Here is a 23,332-nt window from a genome sequence, read left to right as displayed (position 1 = left end):
CGGGGGAGGATCGAGCGTCTTTCAGCCGTTACGCGTTGGCAGTCTCGAGCGCAGGGTAGTCGATGTAGCCCTCGGGGCCCTGGCTGTACCACGTCTTCGCGTCGTCCTTCGCGAGCGGCGCGCCGGTCCGCAGGCGCTCGGGCAAGTCCGGGTTGGCGATGAACGTACGACCGAAGGTGATCGCGTCGGCATTGCCCGAATCAAGCTCGGCCTGCGCCTCCTCGACGGTCGTGTAGTCCGAGTTCACGATCAGCACGCCGTTGAACACCTTGCGGATCGCCGGGCTGAGCTTCGGCACGTCGGTCTTGCCGAACGTACCATCGGGGCCGGGCTCGCGCAGTTCGAGGAACGCGATGCCGAGGTCGGACAGCGCCTTGGCGGCGGCGGTGAACAGTGCCTCGGGGTTGCTGTCGTCGACACCCTGCGAATCGCCGTTGGGCGACAGGCGGACGCTGACGCGGTCGGCACCGGCGACCGAGATGACGCGCTCGGCGACTTCACGGAGCAGGCGGACGCGGTTCTCGATCGAACCACCATATTCATCGGTACGGAAATTGGCGTTGTCGCGCAGGAACTGGTCGATCAGATAGCCGTTCGCCGCATGAATCTGCACGCCGTCAAAGCCGGCTGCGAGTGCGTTCTTGGTTGCCAGCTCGTAGTCCGCCAGCAGGCGCGGGATTTCGTTGGTCTCGAGCGGACGTGCGACCTCGAAGTCCTTCTTGCCCTCGAACGTGTGCGCCTGGCCTTCGGTCGCGGTGGCCGACGACGACACGGGCTGCGTCTCGTAGACCGACGAATGGCCCTGGCGACCCATGTGCCACAGCTGCGCGACGATCCGGCCGCCAGCGGCGTGGACCGAGTCGGTGACGGGCTTCCAGGCGGCGACCTGCGCGTCGGTCCACAGACCCGGCGCGAACGGCCAGCCGAGGCCTTCACGGCTGATGCCGGTAGCCTCGGAGATGATCAGGCCGGCGCTCGCACGCTGCGTATAATACTCGACCATGATGTCGGTCGGCACCGCATCCCTGTCGGCACGCCCGCGGGTGAGCGGCGCCATGATGATGCGGTTCGGCGCTTCAACGGCACCAAGGGTAATCGGATCGAATAGGCTAGGCATGGGGGCTCCTTATTGGCCTGACGGGCGGAAGATAGGAGGCTACAGGGCGGCATGCATCGCCCCGACCCGCAAAGATTATCTAGCGTGCCCGATACGCCGCACGGTTTGACGCCGCCCAGTTCTGCACCAACTGCGCAAAGTGTTGCCGCGCCGGGACTTATCGCCTTCGCGGCGCTGGTGGTGGCGAATGTCGCGCTGGCGTTCGGGCCGTGGTTCGTCCGTGCGACCGAGGTCGGGCCGGTGGCTGCGGGGTTCTGGCGGCTGACGCTGGCGGTGCCGTTCCTGATCGCGCTCGCGGTTCAGCAGGGCGCACGGCCGACTCGGTTGAGCCGGGGCGTGTGGATCGGGCTGATCGTCGGCGGCGTGTGCTTCGCGGCCGATCTTGGGGCATGGCACCTCGGCATCCGCCGCACGACGCTCGCCAACGCGACGCTGTTCGGCAACGCGGCGACGCTGATGTTCCCGATCTACGGCTTCCTGATCGCGAAGACATGGCCGACGCGGACGCAGGGATGGGCACTGGCATTGGCGGCGGCCGGGGCGACGCTGTTGCTGGGGCGTTCGTATCAGCTTGATGCGAAGAACCTCGTCGGCGACCTGCTCTGCATCCTCGCGGGGCTGCTCTACACGGTCTATTTCATCCTGATGGCACGCGCGCGGGCGACGCTGGCGCCGCTGTCCGCGCTGACCTTGTCGACGCTGGCAGGGATCGTACCGCTGCTCGTGTTCGCGCTGGCGATGGGCGAGCGGGTGATGCCGACGCATTGGGGGCCGCTGATCGGGCTCGCTCTGTGCAGCCAGGTGCTGGGGCAAGGCTTGATGATCTATGCGCTCGGCCGCTTCTCGCCGCTGGTGATCGGGATCGCGTTGCTGATCCAGCCGGTGGTCGCCGGCGTAGTGGGCTGGCTGGTGTATGGCGAGCGGCTCGGTGCGGCGGATCTGGTCGGCGTCGTGATGGTGGCGGTCGCGCTGGTGCTCGTCCGCCGCGGACCTTCCCCGGAAGTCCCCCTTGAAGACACGCTTGATACGCCTGATTTTGAACGGCAGGAGACGGTATGACCCAGGACCTTACGCTCGACGAAATCCGCGCCCTGCTGGCGCCCGGCATCGCCGCCAACGCGGCGTTCGACGGCTGGAGCGACGCCGCGCGCGACATGGCCGCGCAGGCCGAGGGGATCGACACCGACATCGCCGCGCTCGCGTTCAAGGACGGCCCGGTCGACATGATCGACGCGTGGTTCGCGCATATCGACGGTGTGATGCTCGCTGCGGTACCCCCCGAGCGGCTGGGGCTAATGAAGGTCCGGGAAAAGATCACCGCGCTGGTCGAGGCACGGTTGGACGCGACGTCGATCGATCGCGAGTCGCTGCGGCGCGCGCTGGCGATCCTCGCGCTCCCGCAGAACCTGGCGAAGGCGACGCGGCTTGGCTGGCGGACGGTCGACACGATCTGGCGCGCGGCCGGCGACGTCGCGACCGACTATAATTACTACACCAAGCGGACGATCCTGCTCGGCGTGTATGCATCCACGATCACGGTGTTCCTCGACGACGAAAGCGAAGGTCTGGCCGAAACGCGCGCATTCCTCGGTCGCCGGATCAACGGGATCATGCAGTTCGAGAAGGCCAAGGCGGGCTTCCTCAAGCGCACCGAACACGGTTTCAGCCTGTCGCGATTCGTTGGCCGCCTGCGCTATCCGACTGCCTGAAGCCACCAACGATCCGCTAAGTACCTCTGGCGCCAAGCTTTCGTCAGGATCGCGAGGCGTTGAGACGGTCGTAACCCACGACGGTTAGGGCTTCCCTTCCCCGGGCGTTACTGATAATCACTCGCATCATGGACACTCGCCCCGATCGTTCCGTCAGCCTCGAAACGCTGCCTCGCAAGCAGCATGGCATCGTTGCCGCGATCGAATGGGCGCGACTTGCAGATCCCGAGGCGCGCCGGTTGCGCGAATTGGGTTTCGACGAGGGTGTCGATGTCGAGGTTTTGCACCGCGCGACGCTGGGCCAGGGCCCGATCGCCTGCCGGATCGGCCGGATGACGGTTGCGCTTCGCCGCGCAGTCGCCGGCGCGATCCACGTGTCGCCAATGCCTGCCGCGGCTGAATAATCCCATAAAATGAATGCAGCACCGCTGGTTGCGCTGGTCGGCAATCCCAATGCCGGCAAAAGCGCGCTGTTCAATGCGCTGACGGGTGCGCGCCAGAAGGTCGGCAATTACCCCGGCGTCACGGTCGAGCGGAAAGTCGGGCGGCTGATGCTCGACGACGGCCGGCCGATCGAGCTCGTCGACCTGCCCGGCGCGTACAGCCTCGAGCCCTCCTCTCCCGACGAGCGAGTCACCCGCGACGTCGTCACTGGTACGCAGGACGGCGAGCGCCTGCCCGACGCGCTGGTCGTCGTCGTCGATGCCGCCAATCTCGACAACCATCTCCGCTTCACGCTCCAGCTGATCGCACTCGGCCTGCCGGTCGTCGTCGCGCTCAACATGGTCGATCTCGCCGAGCGTGATGGTCTGAAGCTCGACCCCAAGGTTCTCGAACGCGAACTCGGCGTGCCGGTGATCCCGACCGTCGCGGTGCGCAAGCGTGGCCTCGACGAGTTGAAGGCCGCGCTGTCCGGCATCGTCGTCAACGGCCCGATGCGCCTCCGCAAATCCGACGGAAGCGTCCAAGACGACATCGTCACGCTCCAGCGCCGCGCGCGCCAGATCGCCACGGCGGCCACCGTCTCCGAGACGCAGGTCCGCCGCTGGACGCACATGCTGGACGCGGTCGCGCTACACCCGGTCGCTGGCCCGATCCTGCTGCTCGTGATCATGTTCCTGATGTTCCAGGCGGTGTTCAGCTGGGCACAGCCGTTCATGGACGCGATCGATGCGGGCTTCACCGCGTTGCAGGGCTTCCTGACAGCCGAACTGCCCGACTCGCTGCTCCGCTCGCTGCTGGTCGACGGCGTGATCGCCGGCGTCGGCGCGGTGATCGTGTTCCTGCCGCAGATCCTGATCCTGTTCCTCTTCATCCTCGTCCTCGAAGCCAGCGGCTACATGGTCCGCGCGGCGTTCCTGATGGACCGCGTGATGGCGAGCGTCGGGCTGTCGGGGCGCGCGTTCATCCCGCTGCTGTCGAGCTTCGCCTGCGCGATTCCGGGGATCATGGCGACGCGGACGATCGACGACGAGAAAGACCGCCTGACGACGATCCTGATCGCGCCGCTGATGACGTGCTCCGCGCGCCTGCCGGTCTACACGCTGATCATCGGTGCGTTCATCCCGAATACGCAGGTGCTGCCGTTCGTCGGGTTGCAGGGCTTGGTGATGCTCGGGCTGTACGTCATGGGCATCGTCGGCGCGTTCGTCGCCGCGCTGGTGCTGCGCCGGACGGTAACCAAGGGCGTGTCGTCGGGCTTCATGATGGAGATGCCGAAATACCAGTGGCCGCAGTGGCGCGACGTCGGCATCGGCCTGTGGAGCCGCGCGCAAATCTTTCTGAAGCGCGCCGGCGGGATCATTCTCACCTCGACGATCATCCTGTGGGTGCTGCTGAGCTTCCCCAAGCCGCCCGAACAGCCCGCGGGTGCACCGAAGATCTCCGCGGTCGATTATTCGGTCGCGGGGCGGATCGCCAACGGCATCGCGCCGATCTTCGCGCCGATCGGCTTCAACCGCGACATCGTCCTCGCACTGATCCCGGCGATGGCTGCGCGTGAAGTCGCGGTCGCCGCGATCGGCACGGTCTATGCGATCGACGATCCCGACAGCAACCAGGGCGGCAAGGCGATGGTCGAGAACCTGCGCGGCCGCTGGAGCCTGCCGACTGCGCTCGCCTTCCTGATGTGGTTCGTGTTCGCACCGCAGTGCATTTCGACCATCGCCGTCACGCGTCGCGAGACCAATGGGTGGAAATGGCCCGCGTTCATGGTTGGCTATTTGTTCGCCGCCGCCTACATCATGGCTGGCATTACATACTGGCTGGCGGTGTTCGCCGGCCTCTGAGGGGCATCATGGCAGGCAGCGTCAACAAGGTCATCATCGTCGGCAATCTGGGTCGCGACCCGGAGAGCAAGGCGTTCCAGAACGGCGGCAAGGTCGTCAATCTGCGCATCGCGACATCCGAGTCCTGGAAGGACAAGATGTCGGGCGAGCGCAAGGAAAAGACCGAATGGCATTCGGTCGCGATCTTCAACGAAGGTCTGGCGAACGTCGCCGAGAAGTTTCTCCGCAAGGGCTCGAAGGTCTATATCGAGGGCGCACTCCAGACCCGGAAGTGGCAGGACGCGCAGGGCCAGGACAAATATTCGACCGAGATCGTGCTGCAAGGCTTCAACAGCGTCCTGACGATGCTCGACGGTCCTAACGGCGGCGCAGGCGGTGGTGCAGGCGGCGGCGGTGGTAGCCGCGGCGGTGGCGACGACTGGGCCGGCGGTGGTGGCGGCAACGACTTCGGTGGTGGTTCGTCGGGCGGCGGCGGCGGTTATGGCGGCGGCGGTGGTGGTCGTGGCGGCAGCGCGCCTTCCGGCGGCGGCGCACGCGGCGGCAGCTTCGGCCAGACCGGCGGCTTTTCGGACGATCTCGACGACGACGTGCCGTTCTGATTGCCGTGACGACGCTGTATTCCGTTCCCAAGACCGCCACGTTCGACGAGGCCGAGCGCTCCCGCGTGATCTCGGCCTACGACGTCGCCGGTGCGCGCGCGAAGGGCCAGCTCGACGATATCGTGGCGTTCGCAGCCGAGCTCTGCGGCGCCCCGGTCGCATTGCTGAGCCTGGTCGAGGAGGAATATCAGCGTTTTCTGGCGCGGACCGGGTTCGACCTGGAGCAGACTCCGCGCAGCATGTCGTTCTGCGCGCACGCGATGCACCATCACGAGGTGATGGAAGTCCCCGACGCGCAGGCCGATCCGCGCTTCGTCGACAACCCGCTGGTGACCGGCGAGCCGTATGTCCGGTTCTACGCGGGCGCACCGCTCGTCTCCAGCGAGGGCGTGCCGCTGGGCGCGCTCTGCGTGCTCGCGAACGAGCCCCGCGAAGGCCTGACCCGGTTCCAGCGCGACGGTCTGACCCTGCTCGCAAAGGCGGCGATGGGCCGGCTCGACGACCGCCGCACCGCCCGCGAGCAGGCGTTTGCGGAGATCGAGGCGCGCCGTACGCTCGAAGCGAGCGACCTCAAGTTCCGTACGCTGGCCGACACCATGCCGCAGATGGTGTGGTCGACGCTGCCCGACGGCTTCCACGATTACTTCAACGCGCGGTGGTACGAGTTCACCGGCACGCCCGTCGGGACGACCGATGGCGAAGGCTGGAACGACATGTTCCACCCCGACGACCAGGATCGCGCCTGGGCCGTCTGGCGCCAGTCGCTCGACACCGGCGAGCCCTACAACATCGAATACCGGCTGCGGCATTTCGACGGCACGTATCGGTGGGTGCTCGGCCGTGCGCTGCCGGTTCGCAACGAAAGCGGCGCGATCCAGCGCTGGTTCGGGACGTGCACCGACATCCACGAACAGAAGCTCGCCTATGAAGAGCGCGAGATCATCAGCCAGGAGCTGAGCCACCGGATCAAGAACATCTTCGCGGTGATCGCCGGGCTGATCGCGTTCTCCGCGCGGGGAAAACCCGAGTTCGCGGGTATCGCGACCGACCTGCGCCACCGGATCAACGCTCTTGGCCGCGCGCACGACTTCGTCCGCCCGCACAGCGCGAACTCGCGTCCGGCCGCCGCGCAGAACAGTCTGCACGGCCTGTTGCAGGAATTGTTCGAACCGTATCAGCGGATCGACGGTGCACGCCTCAGCGTCACCGGCGACGACGTGACGATCGACGATCGCTCGGCCACGCCGCTCGCCTTGCTGTTCCACGAACTGGCCACCAACGCGACGAAGTACGGCGCGCTTGCGACCGAACTCGGCACGGTTCGGATCGCCGTCACGGCGAACGACGACACGGTGAGCTTGAACTGGTGCGAACAGGGTGGCCCGTCTGTCGCCAAGCCGACGACGCCGGCAGGTTTTGGTACGCAGTTGATAGAAATGAGCGCCGTGCGTCAGCTCGGCGGTAGCGTGAACCGGATTTGGAACGACGATGGCCTGATCGTCGACCTGACGATCCCGAAGGCTGCGTTCAGCCGCTGACTACGCGAATGACGTCGTGATGGGCGATCGGATCGTTGTTGCAGGCCAGCGCGGCCGCGGCCAGGATCGCCGCGTCGCTGAACGGCTTGCGAATGTACCCAAGGCACTCCGCATCGCCGATCTGCGCGGGGTTGGCGGTCACGAACACGACCTTGACGCCATAATCCTGCGCCATACGCTTGGCGATCTCAGGCCCGGTCGGTCCGTCGCGTAGATTGATGTCGACGAACGCGAAGTTGCACCCCGGTGCCGCCGCGATCGCGCTGTCGCGATCCGCCGCGATCCCCGCGACGCCATAGCCGGCATCCATGAGGATTCTCTCGAGGTCGAGCGCGACGAAGATTTCGTCTTCGACAATGAGGGCGGTCTTGGTCATCGGCGAGGTAACCAGTCGCCCGCTGATCGGTTCCGCCAAATCGGTGATTTAGATCAACCGCTTGTCCCGATATGGCCTGATTCCCGCAAATTCTTGCAATCGATTACCGTCGCAGCAGGAACACAGCGTGCTCGGCGAGCAGGTTGGCACCGCCCACTCCGGTGCGTTTTTCGCCCGACAGGAACCACGCATCCTCCACGGTGATTCCGCGCGCTTTCACGAAGGCGCGGAAATCGTCGATCGTGACGTGGTGGATGTTCGGCGTGTCGTACCAGCTCTCGGGCAATTGCCGCGTCACCGGCATCCGCCCGCCCCACAATAGCGACAGCCGCACGCGCCAGTGCGCAAAATTCGGGAAGCTGACGAACGCACGCCGGCCGATCCGCAGCAGGTGATCCAACACCAGATCGGGCGCGCGGGCGGTCTGCAACGTCTGGCTCAGGATCGCGTAATCGAAGCTGGCGTCGGGATAGCCGGCAAGGTCGATATCCGCATCGCCCTGGATCACCGACAGTCCACGGGCGACCGCCGACGCCACGTTGTGCGCATCGATCTCCAACCCACGCGCATCGACGTCGCGGGTATCGCGGAGTGCGGCCATGAGCGCGCCGTCGCCGCAGCCAATGTCGAGCACCCGACTACCCTGCTCGACGTTCTCGGCAATGACGGCAAGATCGGTCCGCAATGTCTCGGGGGACGTCATGGCGCGCTCCGCAATTGCTCGGCGAGGCCCGGCGCGAGCCTCTCCATGTAGCGATCGGCGCGGACGAGCGGATGAAAACCAAGGTCCGCGTACACGCCGTGCGCGTCGGCGGTGACGAGGCCGAACCTGCGCAACCCGGCAAACGACGGATGCTCCAGGAACCAGCTCACCAGCCGCCGCCCAAGCCCCTGCCCGCGCACGGATTCGTCGACCCAAACGTCCGCCAGCCACGCGAAGGTGGCGTGATCGGTAATCATCCGCGCGAAGCCGACCTGCTGGTCGTTCTCGTACGCGCCGAGACAATGCGACCCGGCGATCGCGCGCGCGACCAGGTCGCGCTCGATCCCCGGCGACCAATAGCTGCTCGCGAGCCAGCCATGGATGCGGTCGACCTGCAGCTTGGTCGCGTCGTCGGACAGGATGATCGTCATCGGCCAGCCCTCAGGAAGCCGTCGACCACCCGGTTCAGATCCGGCGCCTCCAGCAGGAACGCGTCGTGGCCGTACGGGCTCGACAGCTCGACGAAGCTGACCGGGGCACCGGCTGCGTTGAGTGCCTGGACGATCGCGCGCGACTCGGCGGTCGGATACAGCCAGTCGGTGTCGAAGCTGACGAGGCAGAACCGCGATTTGGTGGCGCGGAACGCGTTGGCGAGCAAACCGCCATGCTCCTCGGCGAGATCGAAATAATCCATCGCCCGCGTGATGTAGAGGTACGAGTTCGCGTCGAACCGGTCGGTGAAGGCGAGCCCCTGGTGGCGCAGATAGCTCTCGACCTGGAAGTCCGCGTCGAAGCCGAACGATTTCGCGTCGCGCGCCTGCAAGCGACGGCCGAACTTCTCGGTCAGCCCGGCTTCGGACAAGTACGTGATGTGCGCTGCCATCCGCGCGACCGCGAGACCCGCGGTCGGCGCGGCATCGTCGTGATACTCGCCGCCGCGCCAGTTCGGATCGGCCATCACCGCCTGCCGCCCGACCTCGTGGAACGCGATGTTCTGCGCCGTATGACGCGCGGTCGAGGCGATCACGACGCACGCCTTCACGCGCTCGGGAAAGGTCGCGGGCCAGCTCAGCGCCTGCATCCCGCCCATGGATCCGCCGACCACCGCGTGGAGCACGCCGACGCCGAGATGATCGAGCAGCATCGCCTGCGCGCGCACCATGTCGCGGATCGTGATGACCGGGAAACTCATCGCCCACGGCCGCCCGGTCGCCGGGTTGATCGTCGCGGGGCCGGACGTTCCCATGCAGCTGCCGAGCACATTCGCGCAGACGACGAAGTGCCGCGCAGGGTCGATCGGCTTCCCCTCGCCGACCATCCGCGTCCACCAGCCGGGCTTGCCGGTGCGGGGGTGGTGCGAGGCGACATGCTGGTCCCCGGTCAGCGCGTGGCAGATCAGGATGGCGTTCGAAGCGTCGGCGTTGAGCGTCCCGTAGGTCTCGTAGGCGATATCAACCGGCGACAGCAGCACGCCGCCATCGAGCCGCAGCGGCCCCGGCAACGTAACGCGCCGCCCGAGGCCGAAGCGCTGGTCGGTGTCGTGGCCGGTCCCGGGGTCGATGGCAGGCGTGTCGAGCATGCCGCGCGCTACCATAGGGGGACGCCGTCATGCCAGCGCGGTGGTGGTCCGGACTTGGGTACGATCCTACCCTACCCTACCCTACCCTACCCTACGCCCGTCAGGCGCCGACCGTCCGAACCACACCGTCATCCTGACGAAAGTCAGGACCAGGGTAACAAGCGGTGACATCCGTGGCTCTGGGTCCTGACTTTCGTCAGGATGACGGGGAGGAGACAGGGGCAGATCACAGGGGCGGATCGATGCCGACTTTCTACGCCCCACCCCCACGCACAAAGATTTGCCACCGCGCCACACCGCCCGCTATGTCCCGCGGCCATGACAAACATCACGCCCGCCCCTGCGCCGAAGCCCTGGATCCTGGGGATCGCGCCGTACACGCCCGGTCGCTCGACGACCGACGATGGCCGCACGGTGATCAAACTGTCGTCGAACGAAAACCCGCTCGGCACCAGCCCTGCCGCGAAGGCCGCGTTCGATGCCGCCGACCGGACACTGGAACGCTATCCCGATGCGGGCGCGGCGGAACTGCGCGAGGCGCTGGCGGCGCATTACGACCTCGATCCGGCGCGCGTGATCTACGGCACCGGCTCCGACGAGATCCTGCATCTGGTCGCGGGTGCCTATGCCGGGCCCGGCGACGAGATCATCCACGTCCGCTACGGCTTCGCGGTCTACGAGATCGCGACGCGCCGCGTCGGCGCCGAGCCCGTCATCGTCGACGACCGCGACTATGCGACCGACGTCGACGCGATCCTCGCCGCCGTCACCGAGCGCACCCGCGTGGTGTTCGTCGCGAACCCGAACAACCCGACCGGCACGTTCACGCCCCGCGCCGAAATCGCGCGACTGCATGCAGGGCTCCCGAAGTCGGTGCTGCTCGTACTCGACCAGGCCTATGCCGAATATCTGTCGCCCGAGGAGGACGATGCCGGCCTCGCGCTGGCGATGACCGAGGCGAACGTGCTCGTCACGCGGACCTTCTCGAAGATTCACGGTTTGGCTGCCGAGCGGATCGGCTGGGGCTATGCCTGCGCGCCGATCATCGACGCGATGCACCGCATCCGCGCGCCGTTCAACGTGACGACGGCGGGCCAAGCGGCGGCGGTCGCCGCGATCGGCGACACCGCTTTCGTCGACGCAACGCGCGCGCACAACGACACGTGGCGCGGCTGGTTCGTCGAGCAGATCGGGCAGATGGGCAACGCCGGGCTTCGTGCGGTGCCGTCGAAGGCGAACTTCGTGCTGGTGCTGTTCGAGGGCAATCTGACCGCCGACGCCGCGTATCACGGGCTGATGGACGCGGGCTACATCGTCCGCTGGCTGCCCGGCCAGGGCTTGCCCAACGCACTGCGCATCACGATCGGCACCGAGGAGGAAACGCGCGGCGTCACCGCGGCGCTGCGCAACCTGGTCGAAGCCGCCTGATGCTCCCGTTCGCGCGCGTCACGATCATCGGGCTGGGATTGATCGGCTCGTCGGTGGCGCGCGCGATCCAGGCGACGATGCCGACGGTGCGCGTCACCGGCTACGATGCCGATGCGACCGTGCGCGAGACCGCCGACCGGCTGCAGTTCTGTGACGACGTCGCAGACTCGGCGGGGGCAGCGGTGATCGACGCCGACCTCGTGATCCTGTGCGTTCCGGTCGGGATCATGGGCGAGGTTGCCGCCGAGTTCGCGGCCGAACTGCCGGCGGATGCGATCGTCAGCGACGTCGGCAGCTGCAAGGCCGAGATCGTCCGTGCGCTTACCGAAGCGCTACCAAACGCGACCGTCATCCCCGCGCACCCGGTCGCAGGCACCGAGCGGAGCGGCCCGGAGGCTGGCTTCGCGACGCTCTTCCGCCATCGCTGGTGCATCGTCACGCCCCCCGAAGGCGCCGACCTGGTCGCGGTCGAGCGCGTGTCGGAATTCTGGCGTCGGCTCGGTGCGCAGGTCGAGACGATGGCGCCCGAGCATCACGACCGAGTCCTCGCCGTCACCAGCCATCTGCCGCATCTGATCGCCTATACGATCGTCGGCACGGCGGGCGATCTGGAGGAAGTGACGCAGTCGGAGGTCATCAAATATTCGGCGGGTGGATTTCGCGATTTCACGCGGATCGCGGCGTCGGACCCGACGATGTGGCGCGACATCTTCCTCAACAACCGCGAGGCGGTGCTGGAGATGTTGCAGCGGTTCTCGGAAGATCTGAGCCATTTGCAGCGCGCGATTCGCTGGGGCGACGGCGATGCGCTGTTCGACCTGTTCACGCGGACTCGGGCGATCCGGCGAAGTATCGTCGAGCAGGGACAGGACGACGACGTGCAGGATTTCGGGCGTACGCACGGGTAACGGCTGAGCCTGCGCCGTACCTAAGAATGCCACCACCCCGGCGAAGGCCGGGGCCCAGTTGGACGACGGCGCTAATGTGCGTTTCGCGCCGTTACTCCGGCCTACCCAACTGGGCCCCGGCCTTCGCCGGGGTGGTGGCTCTAGAAGTGGTGGCTGCCCAATCTAGTCCAGCGCGTTCATCGCCGCATGAACCCGCCGCTCGGCCTCCTCCCGCGGCAAGCCCGGCGGCACCACCTCGCCGAACCGGAAGGTGATCACCCCCGGCAGCTTCGGGCCCTTCCGTGGCCACACCAACCCGCTGTCGCACGCGATCGGCACCGTGGGCATTTTCAGCGCGCGGTACAGACCGGCAAACCCCGGCTTCAGCGGCGGATGCTCGCCCGGCGACACCCGCGTCCCCTCCGGAAATATCAGGATCGAGCGCCCCGTCGCCTTCGCCGCGGTCGCCTCGCGCATCATGTTCCGCATCGCCGTCGCCGACGCCTCGCGGTCGACCACGATCGCGCCGTAGCGCCGCGCCGCCCAGCCCCAGGCCGGGATGTCCGCCAGTTCGCGCTTCAACACGATTGCCGGGCCTTCGAGCAAACGCTGCAACTCGAGCGTCTCGAACATCGCCTGGTGCTTGCACGCGTAGAACGCCGGCTCGGTCGGTCGTGTCCCCTCCACGCGGATATGCACGCCGAGGATCACTCGCGCGCACCAGCGATGGAAGCGCGTCCAGATCGTCGAATGCACGATTACCGCGCGCGAGCCGAACAGCGCCGAGATCGGCACGGTCACCACGATCGGCACGGAGATCGTGTAGAAAACGAGCATGAACGCCCAGTTGCGCAGCCAGATCATCCGCCAAATCCAATCCACAATGCGATCCGGCGAAGGATCAACTTGTTATATTCGTTGACCAGGGTCCCGAGCCGCGGCGTACCCGGCACGCCGTCGCCGAGGATCACGACGTTCTTGTCGAGCGCCGCCGCCAGTTCCATCCGGGCGCGCGCGACGTGCCAGTCCGACGTCACCAGCCGCACCGACCGGTATTTGTGCACGCGCACCCACTGCGCGGTCTCCTCCGCGTTCGAGCGCGTATCGACCGCATCTGCACCAAGGTCGATGCAGCACGCGAACAGCCGGGGCGACGTCCGATACTCGAGCGCAAGATCGATCGGCCGCACCCCCGGCGCGACGCCCGTCACCAGCATCCGCTTCGCCTGGTGATCGCGCAGCAGCGCGATGCCGCGGTCGATCCGCCCCGCCCCACCGGTCGGCACGACGATCGCATCCGAGGTGAAGCCGTCGAGCGGTTTCGGCAGCAGCAGCATGAACACCGCGAACCCGAACGCCCAGGCAAGCCCCAGGATGCCGAGGAACCGCACGATCACAGGATATGCCTCAGCGCGCGGACGATCGTCACGCGCGCGGCAAGCGTAGCCAGGACGACGAACGCGATCGGCAGCATCGCGAGTGCCACCCAGTCAACCCCGCCAAGCGTCACGCCGCCGAGCAGTTCCGAGCCCAGTCCGTGCAACCGGATGCCGATGAACTCAACTACCAGCAGCGCCGCGACGCCACCTCCAACCCCGCCGATCGTCGCGTCGAGCGCGATCCGCCGCTGGAACAGCCGCGCGACCTGGAGATCGGTCGAGCCGAGCATGTGCATCACCGCGATCGTCTCGCGGTGCGTCTCTAGCCCCGCGCGCGCGGCGAGTACGACGACGGCAGCCGTGGCACTCGCCATCAGCAGGACCAGCGCCAGGGCGAGCACCGTCAGCGAGCCCATCACGTCGTTGACCGGCGACATCCAGCTCTCGTGGCGGTCGACGCGGACGATCGGGCTCAGGCGGCGGACACTGGTCGCGACCCGCGCCGCGACCGCCTCGTCCTGATTGCCGAGGTCGACGTCGATCATCGCCGGCACCGGCAATTGCGGATCGGCGCCATCGGACCCGAGCCAGGGTTGCAGCAGTCGCGTGAGTTCGGCGCGATCGACCGGCGTCGCCGTCGCCACCGCCGGCATTCTCCGCAGCGCAGCCAGTACGCGCGCCGCGACAGCGTCACGCCGCACCGGATCGCCATCGACGACCTGCACCGTCAACCGCCCCGCCAACTGCCGGTCGAGCAACCGCGCCGCACCCGCCGTCGCCAAACCCAACGCCGCAGCGAGCATCGTCAGGAACAGCATGATCGCCATCACCCACGTCATCGCGCGCAGGCCGCCCGCTTCGTCGAGCACGCGGCGTTCTGCCGAAGATCGCGCCTTCGACCGCATCACGAATCAGGCCGCGTCGGCGGATAGCGGAGCGAGCCTGTCGGATCGAGCAGGCGCCCACGATCGAGCCGCATCATCTGCGCGCCCGGAATCCGCCCGAGCAGATGAAAATCGTGCGTCGCGACGACCACGGTCGTGCCCAGCTTGTTGAGCGACTCGAACAGATGGAGCAGCCGCTCGGCCATGTCGGGATCGACGTTGCCGGTCGGCTCGTCCGCGACCAGGATCTCCGGGCGCCCGATGACGGCGCGGGCGATCGCAACGCGCTGCTGCTCGCCACCCGACAGCGTCGCGGGTCGCGCATCGGCACGCTCGGTGAGCCCGACCCAGGCGAGCATCTCGCGCACCGGTTGCTCGATATCCGCTTCTGGCATGCCGGCGACGCGCAAGGGGAGCGCGATATTGTCCCAGGTCGACAGATGCGGGACGAGCCGGAAATCCTGGAACACCACGCCGATCCGCCGCCGAAACCCGGGTAGCCGGTCGCGCGACAAGACTACCGCATCCTCGCCGAACAGCCGGATCACGCCGCGTGTCGGGCGCTGTGCGAGATAGAGAAGCTTGAGCAGCGAGGTCTTTCCCGCGCCACTCGCGCCGGTCAGGAAATAGAACGCACCGCTGCGCAGCGTGAAGCTGAGGTCCGCCAGCGTCTCCGGCCCTGCATCGGGACCCGTGCCGTAGCGAAGCCCGACGTTTTCGAATTGGACGATATTCGCCATGACGTGGTTGCGCCCGCTCTCGCCCGCTTGATGTCCGTGCCAATGCCCGTATCGGTGCTTTGCCATGAAAGCGCGCGCCGCTTCAAGCTTGCCACATATGCGGGCCGCGTGCTTATTCGGCACGAGATACGGTCGCGCTCCGGCGGCCGCTGGTGAAGCGTACCCATGATCCTCCAATGTCCCGAGTGCAGCACGCGCTATCTGGTCCCCGACAGCGCGATCGGGACCGAGGGGCGCACCGTGCGTTGCGCCAATTGCAAGCATAGCTGGTTCCAGGCCGCCGCACCGGACGTCGAGGATGCGCTGGAGGTCCCGGAATCTGCTCCGCTTGCACCTGCGCCACCACCGCTGGCCCCTCTGGCGCGGCCGCCGATCGCGGAGCCAGCCGAACGGTTCGCACCTTTCGCCCCCGCCGCACCCATCGCGCCAGAGCCTGCGGTCGTAGCACCCACATTCGTTCCGCCGGTAACGCCGCAGATCGAGAACCTGCCCGTTCGCCTGCGTCGCAACACGACGCGCCGCTGGACGATTGTCGCGGTACTCGCCGGGTTGCTGATGCTGATCGCGGCGGGCGCGATCGTCTATCTCGGTGCGCCCGGCGTCGCGGCGAAGCTTGGGTTCGGGACCGGCAGCGACGAGACGCCGTTGCGGCTGCGCGACAATCCGATCGAGCGACGCGAACTCGACAACGGCTCGGAACTGTTCGCGGTCAGCGGCCAAGTGACCAACCCCTCCGACCAGCGCCAGCGCGTGCCCGACATCCGCGCCGAACTTCGCGATGCGCAGGGACGGCTGGTCTATAGTTGGACGATCACGCCGCAGCAGCGGACGCTGGCGCCGGGTGGTGCGATCGACTTCAACTCCGCGACGCTGAACGTGCCCGCGAACTCGAAGCGGCTCGAGCTGAGCTTTGCCGGCGAGGCGACGCGCTAAGTCTACGATCGCCCCACGCCAGCGTGTTGGCGCTGGAAAAACGTGACGATCGGATTTGGATAGCGGCTTTTTCGCAAAGGGCGTTGCGTAGCGTTCAAACCCTTGCTAGTGGCGCTCGCCTACCAGATGCCGGGTCCGCCCGGTGATGTTTCATGGGCGGCCATGGCGGAACTGGTAGACGCGCAACGTTGAGGTCGTTGTGGGCGAAAGCCCGTGGAAGTTCGAGTCTTCTTGGCCGCACCATTTTTCTTATTGAGCGAACCACCCCCTCGAGGGTCCCCCCTTTCGACGCCGTGCGTTGGGCTTCGCGGAGGAATCGCATGAGTTCGATCGACGACACGATCATCGACACGCCCGAAGGTCCGATGACGTTTGCGCAGTGGAAGAAGAAGAACCCGGTCCAGCTGCCCTCGCGCCGGACCAAGGGGAAGAAGCTGCCCAATAAGGTGAAGCTGACCACCGACGAGAAATAGCAGTGGCTGGGGCTGGAGTGCCCGACCGATAGGCCGACATGCTCCCCTCCCTGAAAGGGAGGGGTTGGGGGTGGGTTGGCCTGCTTGTGTTACTCCGATTCGGATTTTGCGGAAGCCGACCCACCCCCGGCCCCTCCCTTCCAGGGAGGGGGGAAGGCAGCGAGATCGTGTGTTTGTCGCTCAGTGCTTCCCCGAACTCAGGGACCCCTGCCTCGCCCGGATCATCCGCGCCTGGAATTTCACGCGCTGCCAGAACGTCGCGTCGTCGAGCCGCCATTGGCGGATCGCCTGCGTCGCCAGCGTCTCGATCAGCGCCTCGCTCGTCGCCGCATCTTGCGCCGCAAACGCCCGTGCGAGGTCCTCGATGCACGGACCGTGGTCGGTAAAGTCGCGCGGCAGCGGCATGGGTGTCGGCTGGCTCGGCGTCGGCATAGGTCTTTCTCCCTGTAATTAACGTCGACCACCGAACAGGGCGCGCGTGGCGCCACCGATAGTCGTCTGGTCGAACTTCAACCGCATCGTGACGTACGGCCCCTGCCGCGTGTAGCGGTCGTCCTCGAAATCACGGTCGCGGTAGCCGGACAAATTGTAGCCGGCGCTGATCCACGTGTTCTGCGCGGGCGACACGCCGACCGACGGTCCGCCGCTCCACGACCACGCGCCGCGCTCCCACGCATGCTGGACCGAACCGCTGACGCCGATGTCGAAGCGCGTGCCGACATCCTTGCGCAGTTCGAACCCGGTGACGTCGATATACCCGTCATAGGTGTCGTCGGCGAACCGCCCGGCGACGTATTTCGCGCCGTAATACAGCGTCGCCTCGGTGCCATGGCCGAGCCCTTCCGGACCGGTGCGATAGTTCACCGCGAGGTTGTTGATCATCCGCGACGTCACCTGATCGCCGCCACCGTACGCCGGCACGCCGAGCGAATTGGAGTCCGAGAACCCGGCATCCGCGCTCTCATGCCGCAGTTCGAGCCGTTCGAGCACCGACCAGCGGCTGTCGAGTGGACGGAGCGCGAGCGCGATGTCGGCGGTAGCATAGGTCGCGACCGCGCCGGTCTTGTCCTTGATCGTGTACCCCTTGATGCTCGACGCCAGCGTCTTGCCCTGGCCCAGCGTACGGAGGAAGTTGGTGGTGATCCCCCAGCGATCGCCGCTGTCGGCATTGCGGTATTCGAGTCGACCGTTCACCGACCACAAGGTCTGGCGATAGGTCGCGCCGATCGTCGCGGCGGCATAGTCGCCATTGGTCTGGTCCTGCCCGACATAGCCACCCGAGGTGACCGGCTGGAACGGATTGACCACCGCGCCCTTGGGGATACTGCCCTTCACCGTGTTGCTCGCGTCGAGCGTGCCGTCGATGGTCCAGTTCTTGCCGATCGGCAGCGACTGGCTGAGACCGTATTGCGCGTAGGTCCGCCCGCCATTCTCACCCATGGCCTGCTGGTTCAGCGTGCTCATCAGCTTGGCACCGGTCCAGGGCGCGACGTCAAAGCCCAACTGCTTGGTATGCGCGACATTACCATCGCCGTTCGCGATCTCGTAGCCGCCGATCAGGCGGATGCCAGGCGTGATCCGGTAGGCCAGCTGGATCTGGTGGCGGATCGGGAAGTCGACGCTGTCGCTCTGCCCGCCCGGTGCGAACTGGGTCTGTGCAGTGATGCTCAGCTTGCTGTCGAACAGCAGCTGCGTACCGCCGACCGTCAGCAGGCGGCTGTCGCGGTGCTTGCCGTCGATGCCGCGATCGGACGCATATTGCGCGCCAACGAAGATTGTACCGGATTCACGGCGATATTCGAGGCGGGCGTTGGCCGCGGTGCGCGTTCCCGCGCCATCGAGCTGCTGCTGGTGCCAGGCAAGCCCCGTCAGGCTGAGCTTGTCGGTCAGGCGAACGCGACCGTCGAGCCCGAATTTCCGCGTGCCTGCCTCGACCAGGTTCTGCTGGCCCACGCCGAACGCGGTATCCTGCTGCCGGGCATAGGCGAGCAGGTCGAGCTTCGCGCCGTGATGATCGATCTCGGCGAGATAGGCGAGCCCCTGCCCCAGCCCGCCACGGCCGCCCTTGGCGATCTCGCCGCGCACTTCGGTATTCGCGGTGACGCGAGCCTTGATGTCGGCACCGAGCACGGTGGCCTTGCCGTTGGTCTCGTCGCGGATCACCGCGGCCCCCACTTCGACGCGACCATTCGCCAGCTTGGTCGCGACCCGCGCGGCGGCGGCCAGCTTGGCGGATCGGCCGCTCTCGACCTCGTAGTCGGCGACGATGAAGATCGGATTCAGGTTGCCGTCGCGGCTCAGAATAGGATTGCGGAAGCGTACCGTGCCCATCGAGGTATCGATGTCGTAGTCGATATGCCGCGTGAGTTCGGTGGTCGAGACGATCAGTTCCGAGCGGAAGCGATCGCGCGTCTCGAGCCGCAGCTTGTCGCTGTTCGGGACGATGTTACGTCCCGACAGGCGGTAGGGACCGGACAGGCCGTTGCCCTGGATTTCGTCGCGCGAATACAGCGTGTCGGTATGCGCGGCGAATCCGGTCGCACGCACTTGCTTGCCCTCATACGCGGTCTTGATGCCGTTGAGCGTGCGGTTGTAGCGCGTCAGCTGCGTATCGGTGAAGCCGGTCTCGAAATCGCCGAACAGTGCGTAGAACTCGCGACGCTCGAGCCGCAGGTACAGCTTCCGGCGGGTCGCCGCGTCATAGCCCTGGCGCGAGCCGTCGCCGTACACGGTGTAATAGCGGTCGGGGTCGATCGTACCGAGCAGGCCGCGGTCGGGATCGTATTTGCGGTCGCTGTCATAGGCGATCGTCGCCAGCCACGAGCCCTTGACGCGACCCTTGGCATAGAAAGCGAGCTGGCCGTCGGTGACGACGCTGTTGCGCTCCGACCGCGGCAGGCCCGACTGGCGCTTGCTGAGCATGTCATAGCCGAGCGAGCTGGCGCCGAAGCCGACCACGACCCAGTCCTTAGCAGACGCGGCGAGCCAAGCGCGAACCTCGTTGGTATGGACGATTTTCTCCTCCGTCAGCGCAACCGCGATGCGGACCGCGCCCGCCTGCGTGGTCGGCTGGAGCGCGAAGAAGGCGAGCCCGTCGTCGCCCACCACGAGTGCGGTGTTCGCCGAGCGTTCGCGACCCGCGAGCTGACGGCTCTGTTCGAGCGCGACTTCGGCGGCGGCGGTATAGGGTTGGTCGACCGTGAACGGCACGATCGTCCCCGCGCGAACCGGGCGACCAGTCTTGTCCGTCACGCGCACCGCGATCCGCGGGCGGGTGAGGCCGTCCGCCACCAGCCGGCTGTTGGCGGCATCGAACACCGCACGGACCGGCAGGCCAGCATAATGCACGACCCGGTCGAGCGTCTTCACGACGCTGCCATCGGCGGCGAGCACGCGCGCCTGGAGACGGTTGTCGCCGTCGATCAACGGGATACCCGTCCAGCGCGAGACAGCGATGTCGGTGCCGTCGGGCGTATCGGTGCCGTCGAACGCGAGCGGTTCGACCTGCTTGCCATTGATCGTGAGCGCGACGCGCTGGTTCGGCAGGTGCCTGATCACGGCGCGGACGACCGGCGCGCGCGGATTATGGTCTGCGAGCGGGAACAGCCAGTCGATCGCGCCGGCTTGGCCGGTTGCGGCTGTCTGGCCGCTGGCGAGCCAGTCGCGGCTGCCCGCGGCGGTGGCGTCGTCGACGATCGTGATTGGCAGTCCGGCATCGACGGCCTTGCCCTTGCCGGTCGGCTTGAGCTGGAAGTCGACGCGCTTCAGCAACCCGCCATCGCCCTCGACGAACCGCGAGATCGGGCTGTTCGCCTGACGCGTGTCGATGTCGCAGGCGACCGGCGCGTGCGTCGCAGGGATGCTCGACGTGTCGATCTGGACGACGTGGCGACCGGCGCGGACGCCCTCGAAATGATACAGCCCGTCGCGATCGGTGGCGACGAAGGTGCCGTCTTCCATCAGCAGGCGGATTCCGGCCACGCCCTTGCGCTTGTCGACAGGATCGCCGCAATTCCCCTCGGTCACGCGGCCGATGATCGTCATCGCGTCGGTGAACAGCAGCGGGCGCAGGCGCACGGAGGCCGCAGCCTCGTTGCTGGTGACTGTACCCTGGCCGACGACGCGCGCGCGGTTGAGCGCTTCGCCGGTCGGCGCACCGGGGGCGATGCTGACGACGTATTTCAGCTCGGTCGAGGCACCCGCGGCGAGCACGGGAATGACGAAGTCGAGCGTGCGGCCATCGGTCGACACGGTCGGCTCTTCACCGCCGCGCGCGGAATTGCGTTCGTAGCGAAGTCCCTTGGGCAACGTGTCGGAGACGTGGAGCCCACGCGCCGGGACCTTGTCGCGGTTGGTGATCCGCAGCAGATACTGGACGAAATCACCCGGCGAGGCCTCACGCACCGACGCCGTCTTGGTCAGCAGCAGCGTGCCGGCGCCGGGGCTGTCGAGCGGAATGTCGGCGGAGAAGGGCTCCGGCGTCGACAGCGTCAGCGACCCACCGAAACTGGTGTCGTTGAGGATGAACGGCCTGCCCTGCGGGTCCTTCAGCGCAGCCAGCGTCGCGCGGTCGACGGTGGACGCCGCGGTATAGGTGCCCGGCGGGGCGACTTTCAGAAAATAGCGGCCGGGTGCGGTAAGCGGGAACCGATACCGGCCGGTCTCGCCCGGATACAGGCGACCGCTGGCGTCGGTGACCGCTTCGCCGGTGACGACGGTCGAAGGATAGCGGCTGACGCCGTCGTCGCCGAACACGGTGGCGGGCTGGCCGGTCTCGTCGACCAGCGACACGGTGCTGCCGTCGACCAGCGCGCCGGTCCGCGAATCGAAGGTATAGCCGGCCGGGTCGATCAACAGCGATGCCATCGAGGCGAGGCTGTAGCCATCCTCGACGAAGCTCAGCTTGATCGCCGCGCCGCGCATGCTGCGGATGTCGCAGGCGGCGAGTTCGGGATGCTTGCCGGTCGCGGCGGCGGGGATGCCGCCTGCGAAGGTGCCGCTGTCGACCGCGGTTTCGGTTAGCGTCAGCGTCGTGCGGATGGTGCCGACCTCGACCGCGATGATCGCGGTCTCCCGGGCGTCCGGGTCATGGTTGCCGGCCTGGTTGTCGAGCACCAAGATCATGTCCGCATAGATGTCGATCGCCGCGACCCAGGGCGATGCGGCGAAGGTCGCGGCATCAATCGGCGCAGGCGTGAACAGGAAACTGGGGGTGGTCTGGCACTGCGCGCCGGTCATCGCATAATTGGGCGGCGGCAAATGGAAACTGAGCGTCGTCGGACGCTTGGCACGGTTCACGTCGAGCGTGACCGTGTTGGATGGCACCGTGCGCAGACCGGAATCGGTGGCCGCGTCGTCGAACGACAGCGTCGCGGTATTCTGGATACGCGTCTGGGCGCCCGGTTGTGTTCCGGTCTGGGCCCCGGTCTGGGCCCCGGTCTGGGCGGCGGCCGGAAGGCAGCCGAGCACGAGCCCGTACAGGATCGTCAGAATCGCCGTCAGGATCGGGGCGCAAAGGCGCGAAAGGCTGCGGAAGATGGACATGAAGGGTCCTCTCCCGGCGCGTGTCGCCACGCGCCGGGATCGGTCGTTCCTTGTTCGAGGAATGGGTTTACTTGATCTTCACGCGGAAGCTGACGGCAACCGGCAGCAGCGAGGTCAGCGTTGGGATCGTCACCTTCACCTGCTTGATAGCGTCATCGAACGAGCCGGTAATGCCGCTTACCGGCAGCACTGTTGCACCGGCGTCGGTCAGCGTCACACCGTCCGTCACGCATTCGCCACCCAGGGCGATACCGCCAACCGAGATCGAACCCGGATCGTAGACCGTGTTGGCGGGGATGAAATCGGTTACGTTGACGTTGCGCGCCGGGGTTGCGACCGTTGCGTTGCGCACGATAAGGCAATAGCGCACGAACGCGCCGGGAATCGCCTTCGGCAGCAGGATGCCGTTGATCGGATCGGAGACGATGGTCGAGGTTTTTGCGATCGTCAGGTCCACGTTGCGCGTCGTGATTTCGTACCCAAGCGTCGAACGACCGTAACCGTTAAACGCTGCGTCGCCGAACCCGGAATCATTGTCGGCAAAGACTACATCGACCACGCCGTCGCGATTCGCGGTGAGCACGTTCGAGACCAGCGGATCACCTGCCTTGGTCGCGTCGCCACCTTGCGCGATCTGCGCAATCAGCGTGACGCTGGCGAGAGCTGCTGCCTGGTCGGCAGGAACGTCCGCGACGATGAAGACCGTCTTGGTCTGGTCCGCGCCGAGTTCGTTGATGTACGTCGCGGTATCCGCGGCGGTGTATTTGTTGTCGCCATCCGAATCGACGATGATCCGGACATTGCTGACGTTGAAATTGTCACCGGCAAAGACGCCACCCAGGAAACTCTGGACGTGCGAGAGCAGGAAGTCCTGCGTGCCGTTAGTGTTATTCGTCACGGTGAATTTCAGCACCGCGCCGCTTTCACCGATTGTGACCGGAGTGTTGCCGCCAAGCGGTGCGACGGTCAGGTTAGCCTTCAAATCGACCACGAACGTCGCGGCGGTCGAGCTGGCCGTCTGCTGGACGCCGTTGACTGTGTAGCTCGCCTGCGCGGTATTGCTGATAGTCGTGCCGGCAGCAGTGCCGGCGGGTCCTGGCGCGGTCTGCGCCGATGCAGTTCCGAACGACACGATAGCGGCCGTTCCGGCCATCA

General features: G+C 66.7%; 22 protein-coding genes and 1 tRNA gene. 11 read left to right on the top strand and 12 right to left on the bottom strand.

The window, feature by feature from the left end:
- Positions 1-28 precede the first annotated feature (28 nt).
- On the bottom strand, positions 29-1,117 hold the full coding sequence (locus AC1MH0_RS12120; protein WP_480962984.1) for an alkene reductase: 1,089 nt from the start codon (positions 1,115-1,117) through the stop codon (positions 29-31).
- 84 nt (positions 1,118-1,201) lie between these two features.
- Between AC1MH0_RS12120 and AC1MH0_RS12115 the strand changes: the two genes are divergently transcribed.
- The 6 genes from AC1MH0_RS12115 (at position 1,202) to AC1MH0_RS12090 (ending at position 7,251) form a co-directional block, all read left to right on the top strand.
- Positions 1,202-2,176: a DMT family transporter gene (locus AC1MH0_RS12115; RefSeq protein WP_480962983.1), complete on the top strand. Its 975-nt coding sequence runs from the start codon at positions 1,202-1,204 to the stop codon at positions 2,174-2,176.
- Complete coding sequence (locus tag AC1MH0_RS12110; RefSeq protein ID WP_480962982.1) at positions 2,173-2,826, top strand: COQ9 family protein; 654 nt, start codon at positions 2,173-2,175, stop codon at positions 2,824-2,826. Before AC1MH0_RS12115 ends, AC1MH0_RS12110 begins: the two co-directional genes overlap by 4 nt.
- Positions 2,827-2,954: 128 nt before the next feature.
- Positions 2,955-3,230, top strand: coding sequence for a FeoA family protein (locus AC1MH0_RS12105; RefSeq protein WP_056487822.1), 276 nt, complete (start codon positions 2,955-2,957; stop codon positions 3,228-3,230).
- A gap of 9 nt (positions 3,231-3,239) precedes the next feature.
- Entirely contained in the window at positions 3,240-5,114 is a 1,875-nt protein-coding gene (gene feoB, locus AC1MH0_RS12100; RefSeq protein ID WP_480962981.1) for a ferrous iron transporter B, read from the top strand.
- Between the two features lie 8 nt (positions 5,115-5,122).
- On the top strand, positions 5,123-5,713 hold the full coding sequence (gene ssb, locus AC1MH0_RS12095; protein WP_480962980.1) for a single-stranded DNA-binding protein: 591 nt from the start codon (positions 5,123-5,125) through the stop codon (positions 5,711-5,713).
- A gap of 5 nt (positions 5,714-5,718) precedes the next feature.
- The gene (locus AC1MH0_RS12090) at positions 5,719-7,251 is read left to right on the top strand and encodes a sensor histidine kinase (RefSeq protein WP_480962979.1); all 1,533 of its coding nucleotides are present in this window, start codon (positions 5,719-5,721) and stop codon (positions 7,249-7,251) included.
- Here AC1MH0_RS12090 and AC1MH0_RS12085 read toward each other — a convergent pair.
- The 4 genes from AC1MH0_RS12085 to metX all read right to left on the bottom strand — a co-directional run bounded on the left by AC1MH0_RS12085 (position 7,241) and on the right by metX (position 9,909).
- Positions 7,241-7,627 (bottom strand): response regulator, encoded by a 387-nt coding sequence (locus AC1MH0_RS12085; RefSeq protein ID WP_480962978.1) that lies wholly within the window; start codon positions 7,625-7,627, stop codon positions 7,241-7,243. The two genes, AC1MH0_RS12090 and AC1MH0_RS12085, sit on opposite strands and share 11 nt — an antisense overlap.
- A 103-nt stretch (positions 7,628-7,730) precedes the next feature.
- The gene (metW, locus tag AC1MH0_RS12080; RefSeq protein WP_480962977.1) at positions 7,731-8,330 is read right to left on the bottom strand and encodes a methionine biosynthesis protein MetW; all 600 of its coding nucleotides are present in this window, start codon (positions 8,328-8,330) and stop codon (positions 7,731-7,733) included.
- Positions 8,327-8,761: a GNAT family N-acetyltransferase gene (locus AC1MH0_RS12075; RefSeq protein ID WP_480962976.1), complete on the bottom strand. Its 435-nt coding sequence runs from the start codon at positions 8,759-8,761 to the stop codon at positions 8,327-8,329. The genes metW and AC1MH0_RS12075 overlap by 4 nt, the downstream gene beginning before the upstream one ends.
- Positions 8,758-9,909 (bottom strand): homoserine O-acetyltransferase MetX, encoded by a 1,152-nt coding sequence (metX, locus tag AC1MH0_RS12070; RefSeq protein ID WP_480962975.1) that lies wholly within the window; start codon positions 9,907-9,909, stop codon positions 8,758-8,760. The genes AC1MH0_RS12075 and metX overlap by 4 nt, the downstream gene beginning before the upstream one ends.
- 318 nt (positions 9,910-10,227) lie before the next feature.
- On the opposite strand from metX, the gene hisC reads away from it, so the two are divergent.
- Positions 10,228-11,337, top strand: coding sequence for a histidinol-phosphate transaminase (gene hisC, locus AC1MH0_RS12065; protein WP_480962974.1), 1,110 nt, complete (start codon positions 10,228-10,230; stop codon positions 11,335-11,337).
- Positions 11,337-12,245, top strand: coding sequence for a prephenate/arogenate dehydrogenase family protein (locus AC1MH0_RS12060; protein WP_480962973.1), 909 nt, complete (start codon positions 11,337-11,339; stop codon positions 12,243-12,245). Before hisC ends, AC1MH0_RS12060 begins: the two co-directional genes overlap by 1 nt.
- Before the next feature lie 162 nt (positions 12,246-12,407).
- On the opposite strand, the gene AC1MH0_RS12055 is transcribed toward AC1MH0_RS12060, so the two are convergent.
- Genes AC1MH0_RS12055 through ftsE form a run of 4 tightly spaced genes read right to left on the bottom strand, consistent with a single transcriptional unit; the run spans position 12,408 to position 15,227 of the window.
- Positions 12,408-13,088 carry a lysophospholipid acyltransferase family protein gene (locus AC1MH0_RS12055; RefSeq protein WP_480962972.1) on the bottom strand — a complete coding sequence of 227 codons (681 nt, stop codon included), beginning with the start codon at positions 13,086-13,088 and terminating at the stop codon, positions 12,408-12,410.
- Positions 13,085-13,621, bottom strand: a complete 537-nt coding sequence (locus AC1MH0_RS12050) for a YdcF family protein (RefSeq protein ID WP_480962971.1) — start codon at positions 13,619-13,621, stop codon at positions 13,085-13,087. The genes AC1MH0_RS12055 and AC1MH0_RS12050 overlap by 4 nt, the downstream gene beginning before the upstream one ends.
- Positions 13,618-14,508: a cell division protein FtsX gene (locus AC1MH0_RS12045; protein WP_480962970.1), complete on the bottom strand. Its 891-nt coding sequence runs from the start codon at positions 14,506-14,508 to the stop codon at positions 13,618-13,620. Before AC1MH0_RS12045 ends, AC1MH0_RS12050 begins: the two co-directional genes overlap by 4 nt.
- Positions 14,508-15,227 carry a cell division ATP-binding protein FtsE gene (gene ftsE, locus AC1MH0_RS12040; RefSeq protein ID WP_480965735.1) on the bottom strand — a complete coding sequence of 240 codons (720 nt, stop codon included), beginning with the start codon at positions 15,225-15,227 and terminating at the stop codon, positions 14,508-14,510. Before ftsE ends, AC1MH0_RS12045 begins: the two co-directional genes overlap by 1 nt.
- Before the next feature lie 165 nt (positions 15,228-15,392).
- On the opposite strand from ftsE, the gene AC1MH0_RS12035 reads away from it, so the two are divergent.
- From AC1MH0_RS12035 to AC1MH0_RS12025, 3 genes are all read left to right on the top strand, one after another.
- A complete protein-coding gene (locus tag AC1MH0_RS12035) occupies positions 15,393-16,160 on the top strand; it encodes an MJ0042-type zinc finger domain-containing protein (protein ID WP_480962969.1) in 768 nt (255 codons plus the stop codon).
- A 156-nt stretch (positions 16,161-16,316) separates the two neighbouring features.
- Positions 16,317-16,403: transfer RNA gene (locus tag AC1MH0_RS12030), tRNA-Leu, on the top strand.
- A 77-nt stretch (positions 16,404-16,480) separates the two neighbouring features.
- A complete protein-coding gene (locus AC1MH0_RS12025) occupies positions 16,481-16,633 on the top strand; it encodes a hypothetical protein (protein ID WP_165886441.1) in 153 nt (50 codons plus the stop codon).
- 180 nt (positions 16,634-16,813) lie between these two features.
- Here AC1MH0_RS12025 and AC1MH0_RS12020 read toward each other — a convergent pair whose 3' ends face one another.
- The 3 genes from AC1MH0_RS12020 to AC1MH0_RS12010 all read right to left on the bottom strand — a co-directional run bounded on the left by AC1MH0_RS12020 (position 16,814) and on the right by AC1MH0_RS12010 (position 23,330).
- Positions 16,814-17,065, bottom strand: a complete 252-nt coding sequence (locus AC1MH0_RS12020) for a hypothetical protein (protein WP_480962968.1) — start codon at positions 17,063-17,065, stop codon at positions 16,814-16,816.
- 18 nt (positions 17,066-17,083) lie between these two features.
- A complete protein-coding gene (locus AC1MH0_RS12015; protein WP_480962967.1) occupies positions 17,084-22,177 on the bottom strand; it encodes a hypothetical protein in 5,094 nt (1,697 codons plus the stop codon).
- 67 nt (positions 22,178-22,244) lie between these two features.
- The gene (locus AC1MH0_RS12010; protein ID WP_480962966.1) at positions 22,245-23,330 is read right to left on the bottom strand and encodes a hypothetical protein; all 1,086 of its coding nucleotides are present in this window, start codon (positions 23,328-23,330) and stop codon (positions 22,245-22,247) included.
- Positions 23,331-23,332: the final 2 nt, after the last annotated feature.

The organism is Sphingomonas sp. AP28, assembly GCF_056680455.1.
The sequence above is the reverse complement of the archived record's forward strand: the minus strand, read 5'-3'. Positions and strand labels throughout refer to the sequence as shown.

Coding starts and splice junctions, on each gene's coding strand:
- AC1MH0_RS12120 (WP_480962984.1), bottom strand. CDS start 1,117: ATGCCTAGCCTATTCGATCCGATTACCCTTGGTGCCGTTGAAGCGCCG.
- AC1MH0_RS12110 (WP_480962982.1), top strand. CDS start 2,173: ATGACCCAGGACCTTACGCTCGACGAAATCCGCGCCCTGCTGGCGCCC.
- AC1MH0_RS12105 (WP_056487822.1), top strand. CDS start 2,955: ATGGACACTCGCCCCGATCGTTCCGTCAGCCTCGAAACGCTGCCTCGC.
- feoB (WP_480962981.1), top strand. CDS start 3,240: ATGAATGCAGCACCGCTGGTTGCGCTGGTCGGCAATCCCAATGCCGGC.
- ssb (WP_480962980.1), top strand. CDS start 5,123: ATGGCAGGCAGCGTCAACAAGGTCATCATCGTCGGCAATCTGGGTCGC.
- AC1MH0_RS12085 (WP_480962978.1), bottom strand. CDS start 7,627: ATGACCAAGACCGCCCTCATTGTCGAAGACGAAATCTTCGTCGCGCTC.
- metW (WP_480962977.1), bottom strand. CDS start 8,330: ATGACGTCCCCCGAGACATTGCGGACCGATCTTGCCGTCATTGCCGAG.
- AC1MH0_RS12075 (WP_480962976.1), bottom strand. CDS start 8,761: ATGACGATCATCCTGTCCGACGACGCGACCAAGCTGCAGGTCGACCGC.
- metX (WP_480962975.1), bottom strand. CDS start 9,909: ATGCTCGACACGCCTGCCATCGACCCCGGGACCGGCCACGACACCGAC.
- hisC (WP_480962974.1), top strand. CDS start 10,228: ATGACAAACATCACGCCCGCCCCTGCGCCGAAGCCCTGGATCCTGGGG.
- AC1MH0_RS12060 (WP_480962973.1), top strand. CDS start 11,337: ATGCTCCCGTTCGCGCGCGTCACGATCATCGGGCTGGGATTGATCGGC.
- AC1MH0_RS12055 (WP_480962972.1), bottom strand. CDS start 13,088: ATGATCTGGCTGCGCAACTGGGCGTTCATGCTCGTTTTCTACACGATC.
- AC1MH0_RS12045 (WP_480962970.1), bottom strand. CDS start 14,508: ATGCGGTCGAAGGCGCGATCTTCGGCAGAACGCCGCGTGCTCGACGAA.
- ftsE (WP_480965735.1), bottom strand. CDS start 15,227: ATGGCGAATATCGTCCAATTCGAAAACGTCGGGCTTCGCTACGGCACG.
- AC1MH0_RS12035 (WP_480962969.1), top strand. CDS start 15,393: ATGATCCTCCAATGTCCCGAGTGCAGCACGCGCTATCTGGTCCCCGAC.
- AC1MH0_RS12025 (WP_165886441.1), top strand. CDS start 16,481: ATGAGTTCGATCGACGACACGATCATCGACACGCCCGAAGGTCCGATG.
- AC1MH0_RS12020 (WP_480962968.1), bottom strand. CDS start 17,065: ATGCCGACGCCGAGCCAGCCGACACCCATGCCGCTGCCGCGCGACTTT.
- AC1MH0_RS12015 (WP_480962967.1), bottom strand. CDS start 22,177: ATGTCCATCTTCCGCAGCCTTTCGCGCCTTTGCGCCCCGATCCTGACG.
- AC1MH0_RS12010 (WP_480962966.1), bottom strand. CDS start 23,330: ATGGCCGGAACGGCCGCTATCGTGTCGTTCGGAACTGCATCGGCGCAG.